18 protein-coding genes are annotated in these 21,154 nt (G+C 48.3%); 3 read left to right on the forward strand and 15 right to left on the reverse strand.

Going from position 1 to position 21,154, the window contains the following annotated elements; translation table 11 throughout:
• Positions 1–136: 136 nt before the first annotated feature.
• Positions 137–274 (reverse strand): hypothetical protein, encoded by a 138-nt coding sequence (locus tag GK108_RS15445; protein ID WP_163950037.1) that lies wholly within the window; start codon positions 272–274, stop codon positions 137–139.
• Between the two features lie 236 nt (positions 275–510).
• Here GK108_RS15445 and GK108_RS15450 point away from each other — a divergent pair, with 236 nt between their 5' ends.
• Both GK108_RS15450 and GK108_RS15455 read left to right on the forward strand, forming a co-directional pair.
• The gene (locus GK108_RS15450; protein ID WP_163950041.1) at positions 511–1,053 is read left to right on the forward strand and encodes a hypothetical protein; all 543 of its coding nucleotides are present in this window, start codon (positions 511–513) and stop codon (positions 1,051–1,053) included.
• 503 nt (positions 1,054–1,556) lie between these two features.
• Complete coding sequence (locus GK108_RS15455; protein WP_163950058.1) at positions 1,557–2,222, forward strand: ATP-binding cassette domain-containing protein; 666 nt, start codon at positions 1,557–1,559, stop codon at positions 2,220–2,222.
• 368 nt (positions 2,223–2,590) lie between these two features.
• Here GK108_RS15455 and GK108_RS15460 read toward each other — a convergent pair whose 3' ends face one another.
• From GK108_RS15460 to GK108_RS15515, 12 genes are all read right to left on the reverse strand, one after another.
• Positions 2,591–3,769 carry a DEAD/DEAH box helicase gene (locus GK108_RS15460; RefSeq protein ID WP_163950063.1) on the reverse strand — a complete coding sequence of 393 codons (1,179 nt, stop codon included), beginning with the start codon at positions 3,767–3,769 and terminating at the stop codon, positions 2,591–2,593.
• A 163-nt stretch (positions 3,770–3,932) separates the two neighbouring features.
• Positions 3,933–4,526 (reverse strand): RNA polymerase sigma factor, encoded by a 594-nt coding sequence (locus GK108_RS15465; protein WP_212592809.1) that lies wholly within the window; start codon positions 4,524–4,526, stop codon positions 3,933–3,935.
• A gap of 206 nt (positions 4,527–4,732) precedes the next feature.
• Entirely contained in the window at positions 4,733–6,067 is a 1,335-nt protein-coding gene (locus GK108_RS15470) for a hypothetical protein (RefSeq protein ID WP_163950066.1), read from the reverse strand.
• The gene (locus GK108_RS15475; protein WP_212592810.1) at positions 6,064–7,380 is read right to left on the reverse strand and encodes a hypothetical protein; all 1,317 of its coding nucleotides are present in this window, start codon (positions 7,378–7,380) and stop codon (positions 6,064–6,066) included. The genes GK108_RS15470 and GK108_RS15475 overlap by 4 nt, the downstream gene beginning before the upstream one ends.
• Positions 7,377–8,873: a RagB/SusD family nutrient uptake outer membrane protein gene (locus tag GK108_RS15480; RefSeq protein WP_163950070.1), complete on the reverse strand. Its 1,497-nt coding sequence runs from the start codon at positions 8,871–8,873 to the stop codon at positions 7,377–7,379. Before GK108_RS15480 ends, GK108_RS15475 begins: the two co-directional genes overlap by 4 nt.
• 17 nt (positions 8,874–8,890) lie before the next feature.
• On the reverse strand, positions 8,891–12,286 hold the full coding sequence (locus tag GK108_RS15485; protein ID WP_163950074.1) for a TonB-dependent receptor: 3,396 nt from the start codon (positions 12,284–12,286) through the stop codon (positions 8,891–8,893).
• A gap of 132 nt (positions 12,287–12,418) precedes the next feature.
• Complete coding sequence (locus GK108_RS15490) at positions 12,419–13,540, reverse strand: FecR family protein (RefSeq protein ID WP_163950077.1); 1,122 nt, start codon at positions 13,538–13,540, stop codon at positions 12,419–12,421.
• 72 nt (positions 13,541–13,612) lie between these two features.
• Positions 13,613–14,251 (reverse strand): RNA polymerase sigma factor, encoded by a 639-nt coding sequence (locus GK108_RS15495; RefSeq protein ID WP_163950080.1) that lies wholly within the window; start codon positions 14,249–14,251, stop codon positions 13,613–13,615.
• Positions 14,252–14,401: 150 nt separating this feature from the next.
• Positions 14,402–15,166 carry a tRNA pseudouridine(38-40) synthase TruA gene (gene truA / locus GK108_RS15500; protein WP_163950083.1) on the reverse strand — a complete coding sequence of 255 codons (765 nt, stop codon included), beginning with the start codon at positions 15,164–15,166 and terminating at the stop codon, positions 14,402–14,404.
• Between the two features lie 92 nt (positions 15,167–15,258).
• Positions 15,259–16,668: a DUF6600 domain-containing protein gene (locus GK108_RS15505; protein ID WP_212592811.1), complete on the reverse strand. Its 1,410-nt coding sequence runs from the start codon at positions 16,666–16,668 to the stop codon at positions 15,259–15,261.
• A 143-nt stretch (positions 16,669–16,811) separates the two neighbouring features.
• A complete protein-coding gene (locus GK108_RS15510; protein ID WP_163950087.1) occupies positions 16,812–17,264 on the reverse strand; it encodes a hypothetical protein in 453 nt (150 codons plus the stop codon).
• 78 nt (positions 17,265–17,342) lie between these two features.
• Positions 17,343–17,993 carry a 3-keto-disaccharide hydrolase gene (locus GK108_RS15515; protein WP_317166532.1) on the reverse strand — a complete coding sequence of 217 codons (651 nt, stop codon included), beginning with the start codon at positions 17,991–17,993 and terminating at the stop codon, positions 17,343–17,345.
• Between the two features lie 231 nt (positions 17,994–18,224).
• On the opposite strand from GK108_RS15515, the gene GK108_RS15520 reads away from it, so the two are divergent.
• Positions 18,225–19,157 (forward strand): sugar phosphate isomerase/epimerase family protein, encoded by a 933-nt coding sequence (locus tag GK108_RS15520; RefSeq protein WP_163950091.1) that lies wholly within the window; start codon positions 18,225–18,227, stop codon positions 19,155–19,157.
• 118 nt (positions 19,158–19,275) lie between these two features.
• On the opposite strand, the gene GK108_RS15525 is transcribed toward GK108_RS15520, so the two are convergent.
• Positions 19,276–20,100: a mechanosensitive ion channel family protein gene (locus GK108_RS15525; protein ID WP_163950094.1), complete on the reverse strand. Its 825-nt coding sequence runs from the start codon at positions 20,098–20,100 to the stop codon at positions 19,276–19,278.
• Positions 20,101–20,201: 101 nt separating this feature from the next.
• A complete protein-coding gene (gene corA / locus GK108_RS15530) occupies positions 20,202–21,152 on the reverse strand; it encodes a magnesium/cobalt transporter CorA (RefSeq protein ID WP_163950097.1) in 951 nt (316 codons plus the stop codon).
• Between the last annotated feature and the right edge of the window lie 2 nt (positions 21,153–21,154).

Genomic DNA, 21,154 nt, shown 5'->3' on the forward strand with positions numbered 1-21,154 from the left:
ACATTATCAGAATTACTCTAATACTCAACTTTCACAAAAAGAGGAAAGTTTTTTCTAAAATTACCAACAAATCCAATACATCATCCCGAGTCAAACCCTCCCTCGAAAATCAGGTACAAACCAACGATTGATGATCTCATCCCTGGTTGTTTTCCTCTTCGTCAAACTGAATTTTGCAGTTTACATCCTGTTCAACTAAATCAGTTTTACTCACCTGATATAATTCCTGAACTGCTCTTATCAACTTTGGCTTCCAGAAATCTACATTCTTCATAAAAGAGGCTTTTTTTGAAACCCTTGTACAGGTAATATATTCAATCTGCCCACCTGCTTGGAGGTAAAAATCCACAGTGATCTGTAAAACCAACATTTACAATTCGTTAACCTTCTTTTACAGCGTATTGACAGACGACAGGATCGAACTGTTTAGGTTTGTAATCTCCTGCAGTGATCAAAATCCTTGAAAACAAAAAGAACGCCTTAAACGAATTAATTAAACCTACAAAAGATATGAAAACAATCATTTATGCGCTGATCGCAACGCTGGTTGTAGTAAGCGGACTCGTATTTGCTAATCGTGAAATTAACAATGAAGCTTCTAAAAAGTCAGCCTCAAAGCCACTCTCGGCTGCTGAAAAGAAAGCTGCATTGAGAAAATGGGAGGCTACCCCAGATGGTATAAAGTACAAAAAATGGGAAGCATCTCCCGAAGGTAAAAAAGTGTATGCCAGTGAAGCTAAAATAAGGAAGCATATACGTGCTATTACCGATATGGAGGCTGTAGTCACCTCTCTTTCTCTCCCGCCAGGCTCACGACTAGGTTTCGGAATGATGGTCAGGATTAACGGCGACGATTATATTCTTAGTTTCGGGCCGGAAAAGTCGAATGAATTCCAGCAATTGCATCGCCTGGACGTAAACGACAAAATACGGATAAGAAGTCATACTGTATCGCACGCACCCAAGTATTCATATCCAATCATATCGGGCGACTACGTAGAACGAGATAGTAAACTACTTTATAAACGTGCCCCTCGCAAAGGTGGTTGCTAGGTAAATTATAAACTACATAAGAAATAGTGGGGCTATCGGGGAAGTAAAACCAGTTCAATGAACATAACTTCTCACTATAAGGCATTCCAGCAATCATGGCGTGGGCGGACGGCAGCAATCTCTCGGCTAAAATCACAAATTATCTTAAATAGCTTGTAATCAAAACAGTACCAATAAGATTGATTGTAGATTGCCATGCGAAACAAAGCACGAGCAATCGACCATGACCAGAGCGTTTTGGAAATATTACCTTGACCTTACCAAGTTTAATCTGGGGCTGTCATTGCTAGTCACTTTCGCCAAAAGTCCGGCAGAGGGTATTTTACTTTTTTTAACGGGGGGAATGATTCTAAGTCTGCTTGCCTATGAATATTTCCACAGGAATGAGTACTATCTCTATCACAATTTGGGATTTACCAGAATACGACTCGTACTAACAGCCTGGCTCTTTAATCTGGGCATTTCGTCACTATTAGGTGCCTTTTTCATGCTACTTGGTTGATATGCACTTATCCATACAGAAGATCGATAAAAATTTTGGCAAGCGTGCTATTCTCAACGGAGGACATTTCGAACTAAGTACAGGAGAAATAGTGGGCCTATTTGGCCGAAATGGTTCCGGAAAATCCACCTTAATGAAGATCCTGTTTGGAACGATGCGAGCAACTACCAGCTCAGTCTATCTGGATACGGTTCCCTTCGACCCTGCCACCAGTATTACCAGGAAGCTGATTGCTTATCTTCCCCAACACAGCATGTTGCCTAGTGACCTCAAAGTCCGGGATCTTATTCCGCTAGTCATTGCTAATGGAGAAGCCCAAAATCGGGTATTTTATTCACCAGGTGTAGCCTCCTTTGACAATCAGCGGGTTGGAGCCCTATCCATTGGCCAACTAAAATACCTGGAGTTTCTGTTAGTAGCATACCTAGACCACCCCTTTCTGATGTTGGATGAACCATTTTCAATGATTGATCCACTTTATCACCAGATTATAAAAGAGGTTATTCGTTCTCTACGAGAAAGCAAAGGAATCCTTGTGACCGATCATTATTACGAAAATGTCTGGCAGGTAACGAATCGGAATTATATGTTGGTTGATGGATCAGTAGTCACCATTGAGTCAAAAGAGGAATTAATAAAACATGGTTATTTACCAAGTCGAGCATGATGCAACGATTCTTTAGCCAAGTGCCGCTACACAACAGGGAATAACTGGGTAGTTGTTTACTAATTCTGCTCCTTGAAAGCTTTAACATGACTTCCCCAGACCTATTCTAGCTCGCCATCTCTTTAATCTCCCCGTTCTCCCAGAAAACACCTATCGGAAATTAGTTGCGCTGGTCAGCCGGACACGAAGTTAAAAAGTGTCCTGCCCGACTGACCAGCGCAACTTGAAACTCGCCTTCCAAGGCCAGCGACTTTCCTGCAAGAGAACGTAAGCAAATTGCCATTACGTAAGCATTATCATTTGGGGCAAGGGTTGCGTTTTCTCTCTTTCAGCCAGCATAAACACGAGTAGATTTAGCCGTAAAGCGATTAGTATCCCTGCAAATCCAGGGCGGTGGACTCTAGTTGCTCCACGCGCTTACCCATCTTTTTCTGAATAATTCTAAAATGATGTTCATCCTCGGGTGTGATTAGGGAAATAGCCTTCCCGGTTGCCTCTGCCCGGCCCGTTCGGCCAATCCGATGAACATAATCTTTGGGTGAACGCGGCAAATCGAAATTGATCACATAGGGAAGCAATTGAATGTCGATACCACGCGCTAACAAATCAGTCGTCACCATAACCTGCAACTTGCCGGCCTTAAATTTATGGAGCACTTCGGTTCGAATTTGCTGGCCTTTCTGGCCATGGATGGCAGCTGCCTGAATTCCGTTTTTAAGCAACTTAACAACCAGATTATCTGCCGTTCGGGTAGACGACGTAAACACCAATACCTGTTGCATTTTTTCGGTTTTAATCAAATACCGTAGCAACGGGCCTTTCCGGGCTGGATCAACTTTATAGGCTATCTGCTCAATCAGTTCGAGGTTGGCAGCTTCTTCAACCACTTCAATTTTGACGGGCTTGTGCAGTTGTGTTTGATTGATATCCTGAATAGAATCCCCCAACGTAGCAGAGAACAAGATGGTCTGCCGTTTTTTGGGAAGTTGATCAAACAGTTGGTTCATTTCGTCGGCAAAGCCAAGTTCAAGCATTTTATCGGCCTCATCGAGAACCAGAATCTCAATGTCAGATAGTTGTAATGCATTCTGTCCCAGCAAATCCAATAATCGGCCGGGCGTAGCAACAATAATATCGGCCCCATACACCGCCTTCATCTGTGGGTTGATGGATACGCCACCATATACCGCCACCGTTTTTACTTTGGGAAACAGGTGAACACCCAAATTCTGAAACACATCGGCCACCTGACTGGCTAATTCACGCGTTGGTACTAATACCAGTACACTGGCATAGCGACTAGTAACGGTTTTGGTTCTGTGGAACAACTCCAGAATCGGCAGAACAAAACTGGCAGTTTTACCGGAGCCCGTTTTTGCAATGCCCAGCACATCCTTTCCCTGCAGAATTGACGGAATAGCGTCACGCTGAATGGGGTAAGGGCGTGTATAGTGTTGCTCCTGCACTACTTTCACCAGGGGTTCCGATAAACCAAGTGAGGCAAAGGTGACGTTATTTTTTTCCGCTTCGCTTGAGGGGTCGACCATATAGTTCTCTTTTTACGGCTGTGTAATTATGCCAGAAATTTACGTCTTATTCCTGGCTAGTGCATGATTACAGTCAATGTCCAAACTCATTTATCGAATGGCTCCGTGGCGTATCAACAGAATTACGCAATACAATCGCGACGGAGTAAGCCAACAAGTACGATCAGGCTAACAGCCAAAACAGAAGAAGACCGATAAACGGAGCCAGATAGGATGCCTGATCGCGCAGGTGGGTCAGGGCTTTGTGCAGAGTGTTCCGAACCGACTTTTCCGTAATGCCCATGATCTGGGCAATTTCTTCGGTTTTAAAGTTCTGGTAGAAACGTAGCGTTACCACTTCCTGCTGACGTAGTGGCAGTTGCGCAATGGCTTGTGTCAATCGTTGGGTGAGTTGGGATTCCTGCTCCTGGCCGATCAACAACTGCTCAATGGAGGAATCAGCGGTGTGATTGCTGGCGTCAACGTCTGCCGTTTCGAAGCGGTGTTCCTGCTCGCTCAGCAGATGAATCTTACGACGTAGCGAACGAAAGAGGTAAAACTTAACCGAATCAGCCGACGAAATTGACCGGCGCATCCGCCAGATATCGACAAACAAGTCCTGAATGGCGTCTTCTACCAGGCTGGCGTTATTGGCCAGTTTATGCCCATAACTATACAACGTAGCGTGGAATCGCTGGTACAATTCGGCAAAGGCGTCCTGATCGTCCTGTTTCAGGGCGTTCCAAAGCTGCTCGTCCGATTGCGGTTCGTGAATCAAGGCGTTACGTATCGTTAGGACTACGTGTTAAAACCTTACAATGTTCATAAAATTAGCAATAATAATTATATCTAAACATCAGCAGCTATGCCTATGCCCTGTTTTACTGGCTGTTAAGGCCAAATAAAAAATCCCCGGCAGTTTCTACCGGGGATTTACTTTCGTATTCTGTTCGTCTGACGCAGGCAGTTCCTGTTTAGAAGCGGCTAAAATAAACGATTCAATTTTGCTTCGTAATAGGCCGGAACGACCACAAAAAAACGCGAGGTATATAATTTTGTCCAATCGTAATGCATGAGCGTGTTTTTCAGGATTACTTCATACTCCCGGATGAGTTTCTGATTGCCCGATAACAACACAATCCAGGCAGCAAACAGCGGTTCACGCATATGCTTGTCCTCATACACGCGAGCGGGGGAAATTTTCGACCACTCACGACCCTGCTGGAACGCCAACGCCAACGTAGTGGCAATAGCTGGCTGGGGCTTCCAGAGCGCATTTAGGGAACGCCAATCTTCGTTAAAAGCAATGGTATGCTTGTTATCGAAATTCTTATAGCGATTTAAATGTAGAGCAGCCCTTTCGGCGGTACGATTTAATCCTTTCCGAAATTTTTCACGGATGTCGGTCTCCTGCTCCAGTTCAACCAATGCCTTAAGATTCGCCTGCGAAATGCCCGTGATCCAGAATTCATTCTCGGTTATATTCCCTTTTTCAGGATTGTCGATCTCATACGGAATACCCTGTTCGCATAAGGCCAGCCGGTTTACCGAATCCCCTTCGGGTATATCAAGTAATCGTCGGTGATACCCGTCCAGCCATTTTTTATCCTTCGTTACGTCATACAAAGCTCGGTATATAAACACCAGCCGCGCCGAAATCCGACATCCTTTATCAGTCAGATTTCCCCGGAACCCGTATCCATTCCGATCGCAGGGTAACTGCCAGTCGGTCTTTTCCAGCGCATTGCCAACCGTTTCCATCAGGCGAACCAGCTTCTTCTGTTCGGCCTTCTCAGGAATACCGCTTTTCACGTATCGCCAGATCCCGTAAAACCAGGGGCCTGTCTGATCGTCGGAGCCTGCTACGTGGTGGCTTTCTCCATCTTCCGAAACACCGCGTGCAATAAATCCCGGAATACGGCCAATCGATGCCAGCCTCACCAGACCGTTTGCTACCCTGCGGGCTTCCTGCGCATCCGCTGGTTTGCGGCTCACTTTCCAGCGATTGCACAACCCGTCGAGATAAATGCCGTTGAAAAAAGCGCCGTTTTCTATGGGTGAAAACCACGACAAACCATTGGGTTTATCCGTTTTGCACTCTTCCGACGTAGGAATCGAAACGGCACCGTCTCTGCCAGCATAATCATACAGAATGCCGTACTGCGGACTCATAAATCGTCGGTTAATCTCCCGACGTGCCTGATCAATTTGTTGCTCAAGCGCCTGATTTGCTGCACTTTCCGCTTTTGACTGTGCCCCTGCCGGAGTCTGTTTCAATAAACAAACTCCGGCAATCAGGCAATAGATAACTACTCTCATCGTAGAACGGGGCTGGTTTTTTGAAGGCGAAACCAGACAGTTTCGACCGGAAAAAATTGGGAGTAATACAATGTATCGTACTGAAAATGGCTAATAGCGCCCAGCATTTCATCGCGGTATTGCTTCATCAGTTTTGCATCGGGGGCCAACGTAACAATCCACGCCATCCAGAGTGGCTCACGGACAAAACCAAGTTCCTGATTACGGCGGGGCGACAGGTTGACCAGCTCCGTAAGTTGCTTAGCCGATACGTCCAGCGCATCCTGCTCGCTACGTTGAGGAACCCACCATTGATTCAGCCGTCGCCAATCGTGCAGAAACGTTTTAGTATCCTGATTATCGAACTGATGCCACCGCAAAATATCTTTGGCAGCACTACGGGCACTGGCGTTCAGCCCTTGTTCGTAGGCTTTCCGCATGGCCGGATCACTTTCCATTTCCCACAATGCCCGCACATCGACCGTACTGGATATACCCGTCCAGCGAAACTGCTTCGGCACATCGAACATCATACCTTCTGCGCAAATCTGCAATCGGCTCCGACGCGGCTCTCCACCGGTTTCGTAAGCAGCCGCCCGATACAAGGTATCCCACTTTACATCACCCGTTAGCTGATGCATCGCTTTCAGGATAAAAAGCATGCGTGGGGCACCTTCCCAATTGAACGTAGCAAAACTGTTTCGATAACGAGCCGGAGCATACGTCGTAGTCGGTATTTTCCAATCGGCCGCCAGTAATACGTTGGCTACCTCTTCCATTTTCGCAATAATTTGCCGACGTTCCGCCGGTTCAGCTAATCCAGTATGCACGTATCGCCAGAGGCCATAAAACCAGGGCGAAGTCTGATCATTTGACCCCATCGATGGCGGAGTTTTTCCATCCGTGGCCACCCCACGCCCAATAAATCCGGGCGTATCGCCAACTGATGCCAGTAATAACAAACCCTCCACTAATTTTTTGGCTTTATTACGGTCGGCTTGCTGATTTCGATGTATCCAACGCTGACAAATGCCGTCGAGATACAACCCGTTAAACATCGAACCATTTTCGGTTGGTGTCCACCAGCCTAACGCATTTGGTTTATTCTGGCGAAATTCATCAGCTGTGGGCCGGTCAAAGTGCCCATTTGTATCGGCAAAATCGATCACTACGTTATGTTTATCCACAAATCGACGCCAGATTTCGTCATGCGCCTTTTCCATGATCAGGCTGTCGTTACCAACCGGCAGCGAAGAGCGCTCGACGGGTAAATGCGTTACGTTCGTGAACGAGCTTACTCCCAGGAGAGCAAGAAAAACGATTAGTCTGCTCATTGCCAATCGGGGTTCTGTTCGAGTTTGGGGTTCGCCCGAATCTCATCCAGCGGAATCGGATAGTAGCGATGTCTGGGCTGTGGTGTCCGTACGGGGAAAACTTCATTAACTGCCTTCGGAATCACCGTCATAAACGTATTGGTACGTGTCAGATCGAACCACCGGTCACCTTCCGCAAAAAACTCCCAGCTTCGCTCCTGCAATACAGCGTTGATAAAGACGTCTTTGCTTAGACCGGTTTGCAGATCAGCAAGCCCGGCCCGCTTCCGAATCACATTTATATATTGATACGCCAGAGCCGTTGGGCCATTTAACCGGGCTTCAGCTTCGGCCGCAATCAGGTATAGATCGGCCAGACGTAGTATAGGCACATTATTCCGACCTTTACTCCCCACCGAATTTCGGTCCATATACTTCTTAATCAGAACCCCTTTTACCGTGTAAGGCGTAATATCTTTCTGAGGAACAACCTTACCCGCCACATTGACGAAAGTTGTATCCAGCAACTGTCGCCGTTTATCGGCGGGGTTAAACGAGTCGAAAAAAGCCTGAAAAGCGAAGATTGACCCAAAAGTTGAGTTGCCATAATCCCGGCTGGCGCTGTTGGCTGGTCCGCAAAAACCCATCAGCGTGGTGCCACGGGCTCGGGTACTGTTGTCTCCTTCGAAGGCAAACATATTTTCCTGCCGCGCCAGATCTTCCTTGTCCACGTTGAACACATCAAGTACATCGGCCATCAGGCTATATTTCCCCGAGTTTATGACCTCCACGGCTTTCGTTTTCGCCGTTGTCCAGTCTTCGGCGTATAAAGCCGCTTTGGCATACAGGCCCATGGCGACTTCTTTGGACGATCGACCTTTTACGGTTGATACCGAATAGGAAGGCAGCTTCGGAATAGCCTCGTCCAGATCCTTAAAAATCTGCTTATAAACGTCAGCTTTCGGACTTTTTGGCACAATAGCATCGCTTTCGCTTTTACTCGGTGTAGTGCGTATCACCACATCCCCAAAGCTTTTTGCCAACATAAAATGATAATAGGCCCGTAAAAACAGTGCTTCGGCCACAATGGCGTCCCGACGACTGGCAGGCATGTTAATGGACGGTACACGCTCAATAACCCAGTTTGCATTTTCGATGCCTTTGTAACAGAACTGCCACAGGCCATAGGGACTCTCGGCCGTTCGGCCAAAACTTTTGGGACCCGAATAATCGGTATCGTAGCTGTAAACGGCGAATACGTTACGGCCAACAACCGGTTTTACCCATAGTTGATCCCCGGCAAAATCGGAAGCAAACACGACTGATGCCTGATCGAACAGATCGTTGATCGATCCATAGGCCGCCGTCAGTGCCGCTTCAGCATCCTGGGCACTCCGGTAAAAATCATTCGTTATAACCGACGAATATACAGTTTCGTCTAAATCCTGACAACCACTCAGACAAAGCAGTAACGTACCAATAGCCAGGGCTGGTTTTGAAAAATATCGCTTCATAGGATCAAAGAGTTTTATCAGAAAGTAAGCTGAAGGCCAACAACATACGATTTAGCCGCCGGATAGGTACCATTGTCATAGAACAGCGCATTGGCACTGCCATAGTTGTTCGATTCGGGGTCCCACCCCTGGTAGTTGGTGATGGTAAAGAGATTATTTCCGCTGATGTAGGCACGGGCATTTTTAGCCAGTTTCCCAGTCGGAATGTTGTATGCTAGTGTCAGGTTTCGGACGCGGACGTAGGAATTATCCTCCACCCACCGATCGCCAACGGGCAGGTTAGTCCCCTGGGCCGGTTTGACGTATTCATTGCTGGGATTCGTTGACGACCAACGATTGGCCATGCCTTCTAACAGATTGACCTGACCGGATGGAGTCTCGAACGTAAAACGAAAGCCATTGAACAGACGGCTTCCCTGAACGCCTTGCAGGAAGCCGCTGAACTCGAAATTTTTGTATTTAACCGAACTCGCAAAGCCGAAAAAGTACTTAGGCTGTGCATTGCCCACAATCACCTGATCATCAGTACTGATTTTGCCATCACCGTTCATGTCCTTGATTTTAAAGCCACCCGTCCGGGCATCGTACCCCGGCAGAAACGACTCGCCCGTCTGGTTAATACCATCCAGAATATACGTCCGGTAAACACCGAGCGGATAGCCAACTTTCAGAATCGAATAGCTCGACAAGGTCAACTCCTGCTGAATGCCATCCAAGGCCAGCACCTTGTTCTGGTTGAACGTAATATTACCCGACGCTTCCCACTTAACGGCTCCGGTCAGGATGCGGCCGCTTACGCCTAATTCAAGCCCTTTATTCTCAATCGATCCGTAATTACCCGTAATGGTCGAATAGCCGGAAGACATCGGCACCGCTTTTGTAAATAACAGATTATCAGTACGCTTATGGTAGTAGTCAGCCACTACATTCAGTCGGTTATTGAAAAACGCTACGTCTACCCCAATGTCAAGCTGGGTGGCCTGTTCCCACTTCAGATCGGGGTTAGCAATGCCGCTTGGATTAATGCCCGTCAGTACGTTATTATTGAAATTGTAGTTATAGCCCTGCCCGCTTACGGTTGCCAGCGACTGGTATGGCCCAATTGCGCCAGCATTCCCGGTAATTCCATAACTGGCTCTCAGCTTCAGATCACTCATGAACGTCAGGGGTTTCATAAAGTCTTCTTCGATGATTCGCCAGGCACCCGACACCGCCGGAAAGAAGCCGTATTTGTTGTTGGCGCCAAACTTGCTCGATCCATCGACACGAGCGGTCAGATCAAGAAAATAGCGGTCTTTGTAGCCATACCCCACCCGCCCCAGATACGACCCCAAGCTGCTTTTGCTCCGTGAACTGGAAAGGGCATACACGGTCGCATTGGCCGTCAACCAGTTTTCGGTAAAGTCGTTCCCGAAACCCGAAGCAGTCTGGCTATTGGCCTGAATAATCTCCGACTGCGTAGCATAAACAGCCGTAGCATTAATAGCATGGTGCTGCCCGAACTGCGTTTTATAGGTCAGGATACTTTCGTGCAGCAACGTTTGGGCATATACGCTATTATTTCCCGCAACGCCATTCACACCATTCGGATTGTTGAGCGAAATAGAATCGACAATGGAACGGGGTGAATAAAGCTCCTGCAGGCTGGATGTCAGATCGACGTTAAAGCTGGCCCGATACGTTAACCCTTTTACTAGGTTTATGTCGAGGTAGAGATTCCCTAATAGTCGACTGGTATTGGTGTAATTTTTCTTGGCCAGCTCGCCCATTGGGTTGACAGTTTCGCGATACCGCCCGTTAAACTGATCGGCAAAGGAATACACCGTACCATCGGGCCGAAAGGGCAGCAGTGTTGGCGGAGCGGCCACGGCCCGGCCCAGAATACCTTCGCGGGCGCTGGTTACGTTTACTCCCGTTCCACCCGCATTGACTCGATTTTCGCCCGTAACGGTATAATACAAACTCGTGCCAACTTTGAATCGGTCGTTAATCTTATGGTCAATATTGGCCCGAAACGCGTATCGGTTGTAATCGGTATTTTTAATGATACCGGCCTGACTGAAATAATTGGCTCCCAGCGCAACCTGCGTTTTATTGTTGCCGGTTGTGACCGATATCTGGTGGTTTTGAATCAGCGCTTTTCGAAAAATCAAATCCAGATAGTTCGTTCCTTGTCCAACCGAAGCCGGATTGGGGTAAACTACCGTTGGCGCATACGTATCATTTTCCAGTTGGGCAAACTGAGCGGCATTCAGAATACCAAGTTTTCGCGTAGTTTCCTGCTGCCCAACGTAGCCATCATACGATACGTTCGTGACGCCATCCTTGCCACGTTTCGTCGTAATCAGCACTACACCATTGGCTGCTCTGGCGCCATAAATAGCCGTTGCTGCCGCGTCTTTCAGCACTTCTACCGATTCGATGTCCGACGGGTTAATCTGGGAAAGCGGATTGGCTGCGTTTATGGCCGACGTAGCAGAAATCTGAATTCCATCAATCACATAGAGCGGCTCAGACGTACCGTTTATTGAGTTAGTACCCCGAATTCGTACGCTTATATTGCCGCCGGGCGTTCCTGAATTTTGCCGCATATCCAATCCCGGTACGCGGCCCTGAATGCCCTGAGCCAGGTTGGCCACCGGGGTTACCTTGAGCTCTTCAGCCTTAACAGAAGCAATTGATCCTGTTATCGAGCTTTTTGTCCGGGTTCCATACCCCACAACCACTACTTCGCCCAATGATTTTGTATCAGGCGCCAATTGCACATCAATCGCAGTCCGATTTCCAATTGATACGTCCTGATTCAAGTAACCCACAAAGGAAAATACCAACGTAGTGTTTGGCCCGTCGCTGTCCAGTAGGGTCAATCGAAACTTCCCCCCGGCGTCGGTGGTGGTTCCGCGTGACCGGTCCGCTGGTGCGGTTCCGGTGTTTTTGATAAGGACGCTCACCCCCGGTAGCCCTTCGCCCGTTTCGCTGGTTACGGTACCCGTAATAACCCGGTCGCTGGTTTCCCGATATGTGCTTGCAGAACCCTTATTGTTGTCGTTGTCCGAACCCATGCCCGGCACAATAGCAATCTGGCTACCGGTTGCTACGTAACGTAGCTGCAACGGATTTAATAAGCGCTCAAGCACCGTCGCCAGTTTTTCGTCGGTTGCCGACAGTGAGATTTTTTTCTCAATCTGGACCACTTGGCGGCTATAAACAAACTTGACATGTGCGGTTTTTTCCAGCGCCAGCAGTGCCTGTTTGATCGTATGATTGTCCAGCCGCAAACTGACTCGCTGATCCAGAAGCTCCTGCCCATTGGCAGCCAAAGCTCCATTTATCAACGCCACCGTAAGCAACAAGTGAAGTAGCGAAAGTCGCATAAGCACCCGAATCGTTTCGTGGTTTGTAAACTTGTACATAACTTGGGGGTAGGTTTAGTTATTCCGGGCAAAGGAGTAGCTAGGCCGGTCGGCGGTGGCCCGAAATTGCCGCCCGATCGGTCAAATACGCTCGCTATGTTCGCACCATAGCGGGCTTTTTTTATTGGTTAATTAGGAACAGCCTTTGCTGGTAATAATAATCCGTGTGTCGATCACTTCATAGGTCGCTCCAATTGACGCACACAGCAATTGAAGCTGATCGTACAGAGAGACCCCCGCCAACGATGCGGTCAGTGTACAGTGCTGAATAGTAGTCGCATCATATATAATTTCTACGCCATACGCTTTTTTCAATCGTTCGAACACAGTGGCAGCAGGTGTATCGTCGAACGTAAACGTTTCTGCCCGTTCAAATTGAGCGTCAACAACGGCCGGTTTAGCCACTAGCTCTTTCTGATAGCTTCGTAGACTGGCATCGTAGGTCACTTGCTGATTCGCCGTTAGCACCACTCCCGACTGACTCGTACCCGATGCCTGTTGAGCAGCGGTCCAGTCTTTCTGATCCATGACGGACACTTTTCCCGAAATAACCGACACCTTCATCTGCTTCGCTCCCGAACGCGCCTGAACCCGAAAACGGGTGCCCAATACACGCGTCACCAACGTACCGCTATAGACCAGAAATGGCCGTTTGCCTTCATGAACAACCGAAAACAGCGCATCGCCTTTCAGATGAACTTCGCGCTTATCCGTATCAAATGAATGTGGATACGATGCCTCACTATTAGCCATGAGTGTCATCTGGCTTCCATCAGGCAACGTTATACGTATTGGCTGCGACGTACCATTCACCTGATTTGCCCAATCGTTAGGTAAGGCGTCATCCATCGTTGTTATGTCCGAACGATTCGCAAGCTCGGCTGGCGACACTCCTTTTTGCATAGTCCACCAACCCATGCCTAACGCAAGCACAACCACAGCGGCAGCCGCCCAGCTAAAAGGCCGCCACGCTTGCCATGCCGTTGCCCATCGGGACTGGTTTGGTACGTAGCGCGTTAGTTTGATAATCTGCTCAATTTCTACCTGCTCCTGATCGGCCGACAGAGCTTGGGGTCTATTTTTCAGCGCTTCAGCCATGTCTTTGGCCATCAGCAACGTATCGCGCTGGCCGGGATTTTGCCGTTGCCATTCCTCCCAGAATTGCCGGGCTTCGGGCTGGTTGTGTTTCACCCACGCCAGAAACCAGCTATCGGTCAGAAAATCCTCAACGCTATAATGTTGGTATGTTTTCATATCGCAGATGAGCCATATCCGTTCGGATGTTAATAGGAACGTAGTGAGGCTCTGATACTCAGTGTAGATCAATTAGTTCGAAAACAACTCGCCCAGCAGCCAACCAGCTACCATCGACAGCAACGACGGCCAGCTTTCCCGCAATCGGCTAAGTCCCCGATGCAACAGATTAGCCACCGACTGTTTATTGACCGACAGAATCTCCGCGATCTCATCGTTCGAGAGTTCTGCATAAAATTTCAGGTGGATGGCTTCGCGCTGCCGATCAGACAATTGGGCCAGCAACGCATTGAGCCGGGCGGTCTGATAATCCGACAGTTCGGTACGTATCAGTGCCTGCTCTGCCGTAATTTCCTCCGAACTAACATCATCGAACGTAACATCTTCATTGCTGATCTCGGCCGAATGGCGCATCAATTCCCGATAGATTTTCCGACGTAGGGACTTGTAGAGGTAGGGACGAATGTAGTTTGTCTGGATTATTTTACTTCGATACGTCCACAGATCCAGAAATAAATCCTGCAGACAATCTTTTAGCAAATCGGAATCGCGGGTAAAACGACTGCCATAAAAATGAAGCTCGCGGTAGAAGTGCTGAACCAGCGCCTGAAAAGCGTCAGTCTGTCCTTCCCTGAACTGCTGCCAGAGTAAGGTTTCGTCCGTTTTTTCCCAGGCGCTTGGCGAGGGCTGGCTTAGGGTAGGTTTCAGCATAATCTCATCCTGATTACCAGTCTCCAGTAGCCATGTATCAACTTGCTACTGGATAAGGTTCACTGGTTAATAGGAGAGATAATTCAAATAATACTCAGTATTATACAAATCTTTTTCGTTTCTTTTTCAGCCCGCTACTCCTCTCGTTAATCAATATTCAGGCCAGTGGGCGGTTACGTTTGGTGGGTAAGCAACTTCAACCAAATACAAGCCATTGGCCGGGGCAGCCCTTCCGGCAACCGTGCGATCCCGGGCCAGAATGATCTGCTCAAATTGCGCCAAAGACATTCGCTCCTGCCCTATTTCCAGCATGGTGCCAACAATCGTTCGGACCATACCCCACAGAAACCGGTTGGCTTTGATATGAAAGGTCAGACGGTCGGGCTCGCTACGTACCCAGTAAGCAAATTCCAGTCTGCAATGAAAATGCGTTACATCAGCTTTTGCTTTGCTGAAACTCTTAAAATCGGTGTATTTCAGAAGAATTCGACAGGCTTCATTCATACGCTCCATATCCAGTTCGGGTCGAAAATGGTACGTTAATCCATTGCAAAACGCATTCTTCTGCCGGGAGATATGATATTGATAGTAGCGGGAAATGGCCGAAAACCGAACGTGGTCGTTAGCTCTGACGGGAAAGATGCCATGAATGGCAATGTCTTCCGGCAGTATGCAGTTGATGGAATAAATCAGCGATTCTGAAAAATCAATCGGAATGTCCAGATTGAAATGAGCGTATTGCTGCTGCGCATGAACACCGGCATCCGTTCGGCCGCTCCCAACTACGAAAACCGGCTGCTGAAGCCGCTGAGTCAGGACTGCCTCCAGCGTGCTCTGTACACTCGCTCCAACCGCCTGTGTCTGCCATCCCCGATAGGCCGTTCCCCGGTACGATAAGTGAATAAAATAGCGCATATCTGGCAAAAGTACAGCCAAACCCCTGAAAGCAAAGAAGCCGCTCATCCAGTAGACGAGCGACTTCTGATTATAAACTACCCCTATACTAGTTAGCGTGGTCCGCGACCTCCGCCCTGAATACCTCCTTCGCGGCCAAAGCGGCCACCTTGTCCTTGTCCAGCTCCCCCTTCCGGCGCTCGCTGAATCTGAGTTCCCCGGTTTTCCTGCATCCGCTGGAATCCGCCCGATCCTCGCGCATCCGGGAATGCCTGGCTATTGCTTCCTGCCGGAGCTGGACGTCCAAATCGTTCCACCGAACGGTCGGGTTGCTGCTGAAAACCTCCTCCCTGCGGAAGGCTGTTAACTCGTTCGGGCATCTGATACGAACCCCGACCTGATCCAATCCGATCGGGTTGGCCTGGGAACGTATTATCTGTATTATTCATCGGGTTAGGGTTTGATGGCGTACCAATCGACCCTCTGCGGTCAGAAGGGGAACGTCCATCAAACGTACCACGATCCGACATGTTATTGCGATTATTATTCCAGCCGGGATTAGGATTGCCACTGTTGAAATCACCCCGACCAGAGCTATTCGTTACCTCTCCACGACCCATGCCGTTGTTGAAATCACCCCGGCCAGCATTATTCGTTACGTCTCCACGGCCTGTACCGCTATTATAACCTCGGCCGGGTGTATTCTCCCCATAGTAAGTACCACGGGAATTGCTTCCTCTGTAGTATGGGCTATTATATCGATCATTGCGGCTGTATTCCTGCCGAGCCGGACCATTGCCAGGACGATAAAAACCAACCGACCCGTTACCAACAACTGAACGACCTGGACGATCCATGTGATCGATCCGATACACAGGAACGCTCTGGCGAGTGATCCGTTCAATATCGCCACGCGGTGGTCCGTAAGCATACGCCCGGTTATTGGACCGGTAATAGTTGTTAATGATCGTCGTATTATGATAAATATTGACGACGTTTGGACGAGGTACACAATAGCTATACACACGAGGACTCGTAATATACATCTGCGGTACGAATGTCCAGTAAGGAGCTGGTATATTGATGTTTATGCTCACATTCATCCCAGGTCCCAGTGGAGCCCAGCCGTAATAGCCTCCTCCCGAACGCCAGGCGACCCAGGCAGGTCCCCAATCGGTTCCCGGAATCCAGAGCCAGCCACCATAGGCGTTGTCATAAATCCAGCGACCATAGTGGAAAGGTGCCCATCCCCAGTTATAGTCAGATACCCAGGTATTACCATATTCTGTAACAACCCAATGCCCTCCCGTGGCATACGGTTGAAAGTCAGGCCCTACGTTCGGGGCCCACACATTCCCGTAACCGGGATACTGCATCCAGTTTCCGTACGGAGTCAATTCATCATAGAACGACTCAACCGGAACCGTAACACCTGGCTGAGCCAGTGTTTTCGCAACGAAAACAGGGCTGAATGCCAGTACAGCCACCAGGCCAAGCATCTTTATTGTTTTCAGGATAGTCATGTTTTCAACGGTTTGCACGATACGTGTCGACACGTATCGTGGATTAGACTCGCCAGACTCTCAAACGTTTAATCCATCAACAAAAAGATTTTGTTACCTTGATATAGTAGCGTCAGCTTTTAACTGAGCGTGGCATAATTTATTCAGAGACGCAAACGCTTGAATATTGCCCCAGCCACCAGACCGCCAACTACATACCACCCGACTGTCATGGCAGCCGTGGCTGTTGTGCGTTTAGTTGGCTTTTCTCCTAACCCCAATGGTCCGGGCAACGTAACGGCACCTATACCAGCCAGAGCTCCTAGCGCCAGGCCGGTCAGCAAAGGCTGTTTGGGATTTAAACCAACCAGTCCATAATACAACCCGTTCGAGATCAGATCGCCTGCCAGCGCCATACCATAGAGCTTCTCGTTGCGCGGAGGCTTTGCGCCGACTGCCTCATAGCCTTTAACAATACCACGTTTGCCCAGCAGGTCGACACGGGGCGCGTCAGGAACAAGCTGCCGCACGGTCTCGTGCAACACATTCAGCGCAACAGCGCCAGCCAGGCCACTACCCAGCGACTGCGAAATCAGAGGATGAACAGAAACAGACATATACGTTGAGAATTAACCAATCACCTGACCACATGAACCCATTCTCCGGGAAGTTGTTCGCTATGACCTCCTGATCGCCTATCGAAGCGATTTTACGGAGACTTCCCTGAAAAACACCACATCATGTTCGCCGTGATTTTGCAGACCAATATAGCCTACATTCGGACGGAGGCCACGGTATGGCTCAAAATCAAATTTACGATCTGGAACAGGGTCGCCCTCTTTATAGTCGGTCACTTTTACACCGTTGACGTAAACGATGGTTCGGGGGCCATCCAGCGTAATATCCATCGTATTCCATTCGGGGCCGGGCTTACCGGGTTTGGCCAATGGTTTCGAGATGGAATACAGTGTTCCTGTTACGTGGTATTCGTCTTCGTCGGATGTTTCGGGATGATTATCGATCTGAACTTCATAGCCGTAATGCACAGGCATCCAAGCTTCGCGCGGCTCGACTGGAATCCGAATATAAACCCCCGAATTGCTATTTTCCTTTTCCATCCGATACACAACCCGAATGGTACAGTTTCCAAATTTCTCTTTGGTATAATATAGCAGGCCCATTCCACCATGCCCGCGAATCATTCCATTCTCGACCGACATGCTCCCCTCCCCGACGTGTTTCCAGCCAGTCAGGTCAACTCCATTAAACAGTTTCCGCCACGTAGCACCCGGCGGACGTTTTGATGGTGCTACGTTCCCGAAGGTTGAGACAGAGACTAGTATCACGAGAACGAAAAGTACGGTGAATCGGTGACTGGTTAACATCATTTTCATTGGTATCGAATTAGTGGCTCTGAAACGACCGAACCAAATGGTAGTCAATAGGATGCCAAGATAAGCGATCCTACATCATGATTTTACTGGTCATATCACTACGTCTACCAAGTAGTATTTTCACGGCAAGACCGACTTTTCACGAAAAAATCAGACAAACAGTCCGTTACGTCTCTATCAGGCATGAACATCTTTCGCCCAGACCGCCGATTTTTCCTAAAATCGTCACTTGCCAGTTTGCCGTTACTCGCTACGTCGGCAGCCGATTCCCAAAGTTGGGCCTTCGGTGAACCGACGCCCCCGACAACGAGCCACGTTCGACTGAGTTGTAATCTTTACTCATTCAACGAACCGCTTATGAAGGGGCAGATGACACTCGAACAAGTGATTCAGTTCTGCGCTGAACTGGGTTTCGATGCGGTTGATCCGACGGGCTATTATTTCCTGAACTATCCTGTTCCTCCTAATAACGCTTTTCTTTATCAGATCAAACGAAACGCATTTCGGCTGGGACTCGATATTAGCGGTACGGGCGTACGAAATGACTTTACACTTCCTGATAGTGTGCGTCGAAAAGCAGAGATCAACCTGGTTAAACAATGGACCGATGTAGCCGCTCGTTTAGGCGCTCCCGTTATTCGGGTTTTTGCCGGGCTGGGCAAGGAGTTACCGATCAACTATAAACGCGACGAAGTTACTACGTGGATTGTCGATGCGTTAAGCGAATGCGCTGCCTATTCGGCCCAGCAGGGCGTACTGATTGTCCTTCAAAACCACGCCGATTTTGTCCAGACCGCCGATCAGGTACTGGATATTCTGCATCGAGTCAATTCGGAATGGCTGGCGGCAAACCTGGATATTGGCAGTTTTAAAATCGGTGATCCGTACCAACAGATTGCCAGCGTGGCCCCGTATGCCGCTACCTGGCAGATCAAAGAAAATATGTTTGTGAATGGCGAAGAAGTAGCGACCGATTTATCTAAAATTATACGTATCGTCCGCGAATCGGGCTACAGAGGCTATTTACCGATAGAAACATTGGGCAAAGGCGATCCCAAACAAAAAGTAGCGGCATTCTACGAAAAGGTAAAAAAGGCGTTGGCAGCTGCAGGTTAACCTCCCCGAACGTAGTGAGCTCAGGTGGATATCATATGCCACTAATGCTCCTTTCCAACATGGAAATGGCTCCGGACGTATCGATCCGGAGCCATTTCCATGTTGTTTTACGACGAATTTACTCTTCGTTGGTAATAAACATTTTTGGCTTGGGCGCTTCAATACCGTCTCTCCCGAATTGCCGGGCTATATTTTCGAGCATGTAATAATACGTATCCCAGTACGTATCGCTTTTTGTCCAGACACGAACGTCATACTCCCGTGAGTTGGCATTTAGCTTCGCAATCAGGACATCGTGCTGGCGGTCTTTCAACGCATATGGGCAGGCATCAACAACCCGTTGGATCGACGCTTTTGTTGCGTCCAGATCATTCTGGCTACCAACCGTATAGACTTGATCGACCCGAATAATGCCTTTTGTACTGATGTTCGTAATTGAACTGGTTGATAAAGGACCATTGGGTAGAATGATAGTTTTGTTATCCAGCGTCAGCAGGATGGTATCGAAAATTCGAATGGCTTCAACATTTCCTGTAAAACCCTGCGCCGAAATCAAATCGCCAACCCGGAATGGTTTGAACGTCAGAATTAAGACTCCACCCGCAAAATTGGCTAGACTTCCCTGCAAGGCTAAACCAACGGCCAATCCTGCGGCACCAATTATGGCAACAAACGACGTAGTTTGCACCCCTAACGTACTGGCTATACTCAGCAGCAATAAAATTCGCAGCACAGCATTGAGTAATGACAGCAAAAATGGCTGAACATCGCGATCGACGTGCCGTTTGGTCATAACAGCAGCTAGCCCACGCATTGCCCAACCTATGAGCCAAAGACCAATGATGAGCGTTATAATAGCCAGCACAATGCGGCCACCGTAGATAGTAGCAAAAGTGAGCACCTGATCGTAGATGCGTTGGGCGTTAGTCTGCGCCTGTTCCATGAGTCACAATGGGAATTGGTTTGACTCTCAGACGAGAAGAAACAGAAAGGTAACTTATGGGTTAGCAATCTTTTCGATAAAAAATACCCAATTATAATCTGTCAGAGCCAGTTTTTGCGTTTGAATATCCAGAGTGTAAGGGCCGAGGCAAAAACCATCATCGCTATGGCAAATACATAGCCATACTTCCAGTGAATCTCCGGCATCTCATCGAAATTCATCCCCCAGATACTCGCCAGCAAGGTCGGAGGCATAAAGACCAGCGACACAACGGTAAAAATCTTCACCACCCGGTTTTGCTCCAGATCAATTAAACCGAGGTAGGTATTTTGCAGAAACTCCAACCGTTCGAATATAAAATTAGTGTGATCGATCAGCGAGTTGATGTCTTTAATCAGCGTTCGAAGCCGTTGTTGCTCACCTTCATTAAACCAGCCGTCCGAACGGATCATTGCCGAAATCACGCGCTGTTTATCCACTACGTTCTCCCGAATCGACATGGTCAGTTCCTGATAATCGTTGATATTCAGCAGCATTTCCCGATCGAGCGTTGCATCCAGATCAAGCATCCGGTTAATGGCCTTAATTTCACTCGATACCATTTCAATCAAATCGGCATCGTAATCGATGCGCGACTCGAAAATCGAGATCAGAATCTGCGCGCCATCGCTGAATACCGCCCGTCTTGATTTAATCCGTTTAACGGTATCGGCAAACGATTTTAAATCGGCATTCCGGTACGTAAACAACGTATCGTCTTTCAGGATAAAGCTCACCGGCACCGTTACGTATCGTTGTTCGGCATCCGGAATTAAGAAGTTGGAGTTAGCGATCAGAAAATCATCTTCCTCAATATAACGCGAACTACTTTCAATTTCCAGCTGCTCCTGCTGGCTCAAAAAATCCACGTCGAATTTCTCTTCGATCCGCTTGATTTCAGACGGTGAAGGATTTTGCAAATCCACCCAAAGTGTCCGTTCGGTATTGGAAAAAGACTCTATATCGCGGACTTTGCGAACAGATGTCTCGTCTAGCTGAAAAATACGAATCATGG

Origin of the sequence: Spirosoma terrae, from assembly GCF_010435915.1 — a bacterium.
Taxonomy (GTDB): Bacteria; Bacteroidota; Bacteroidia; order Cytophagales; family Spirosomataceae; genus Spirosoma; species Spirosoma terrae.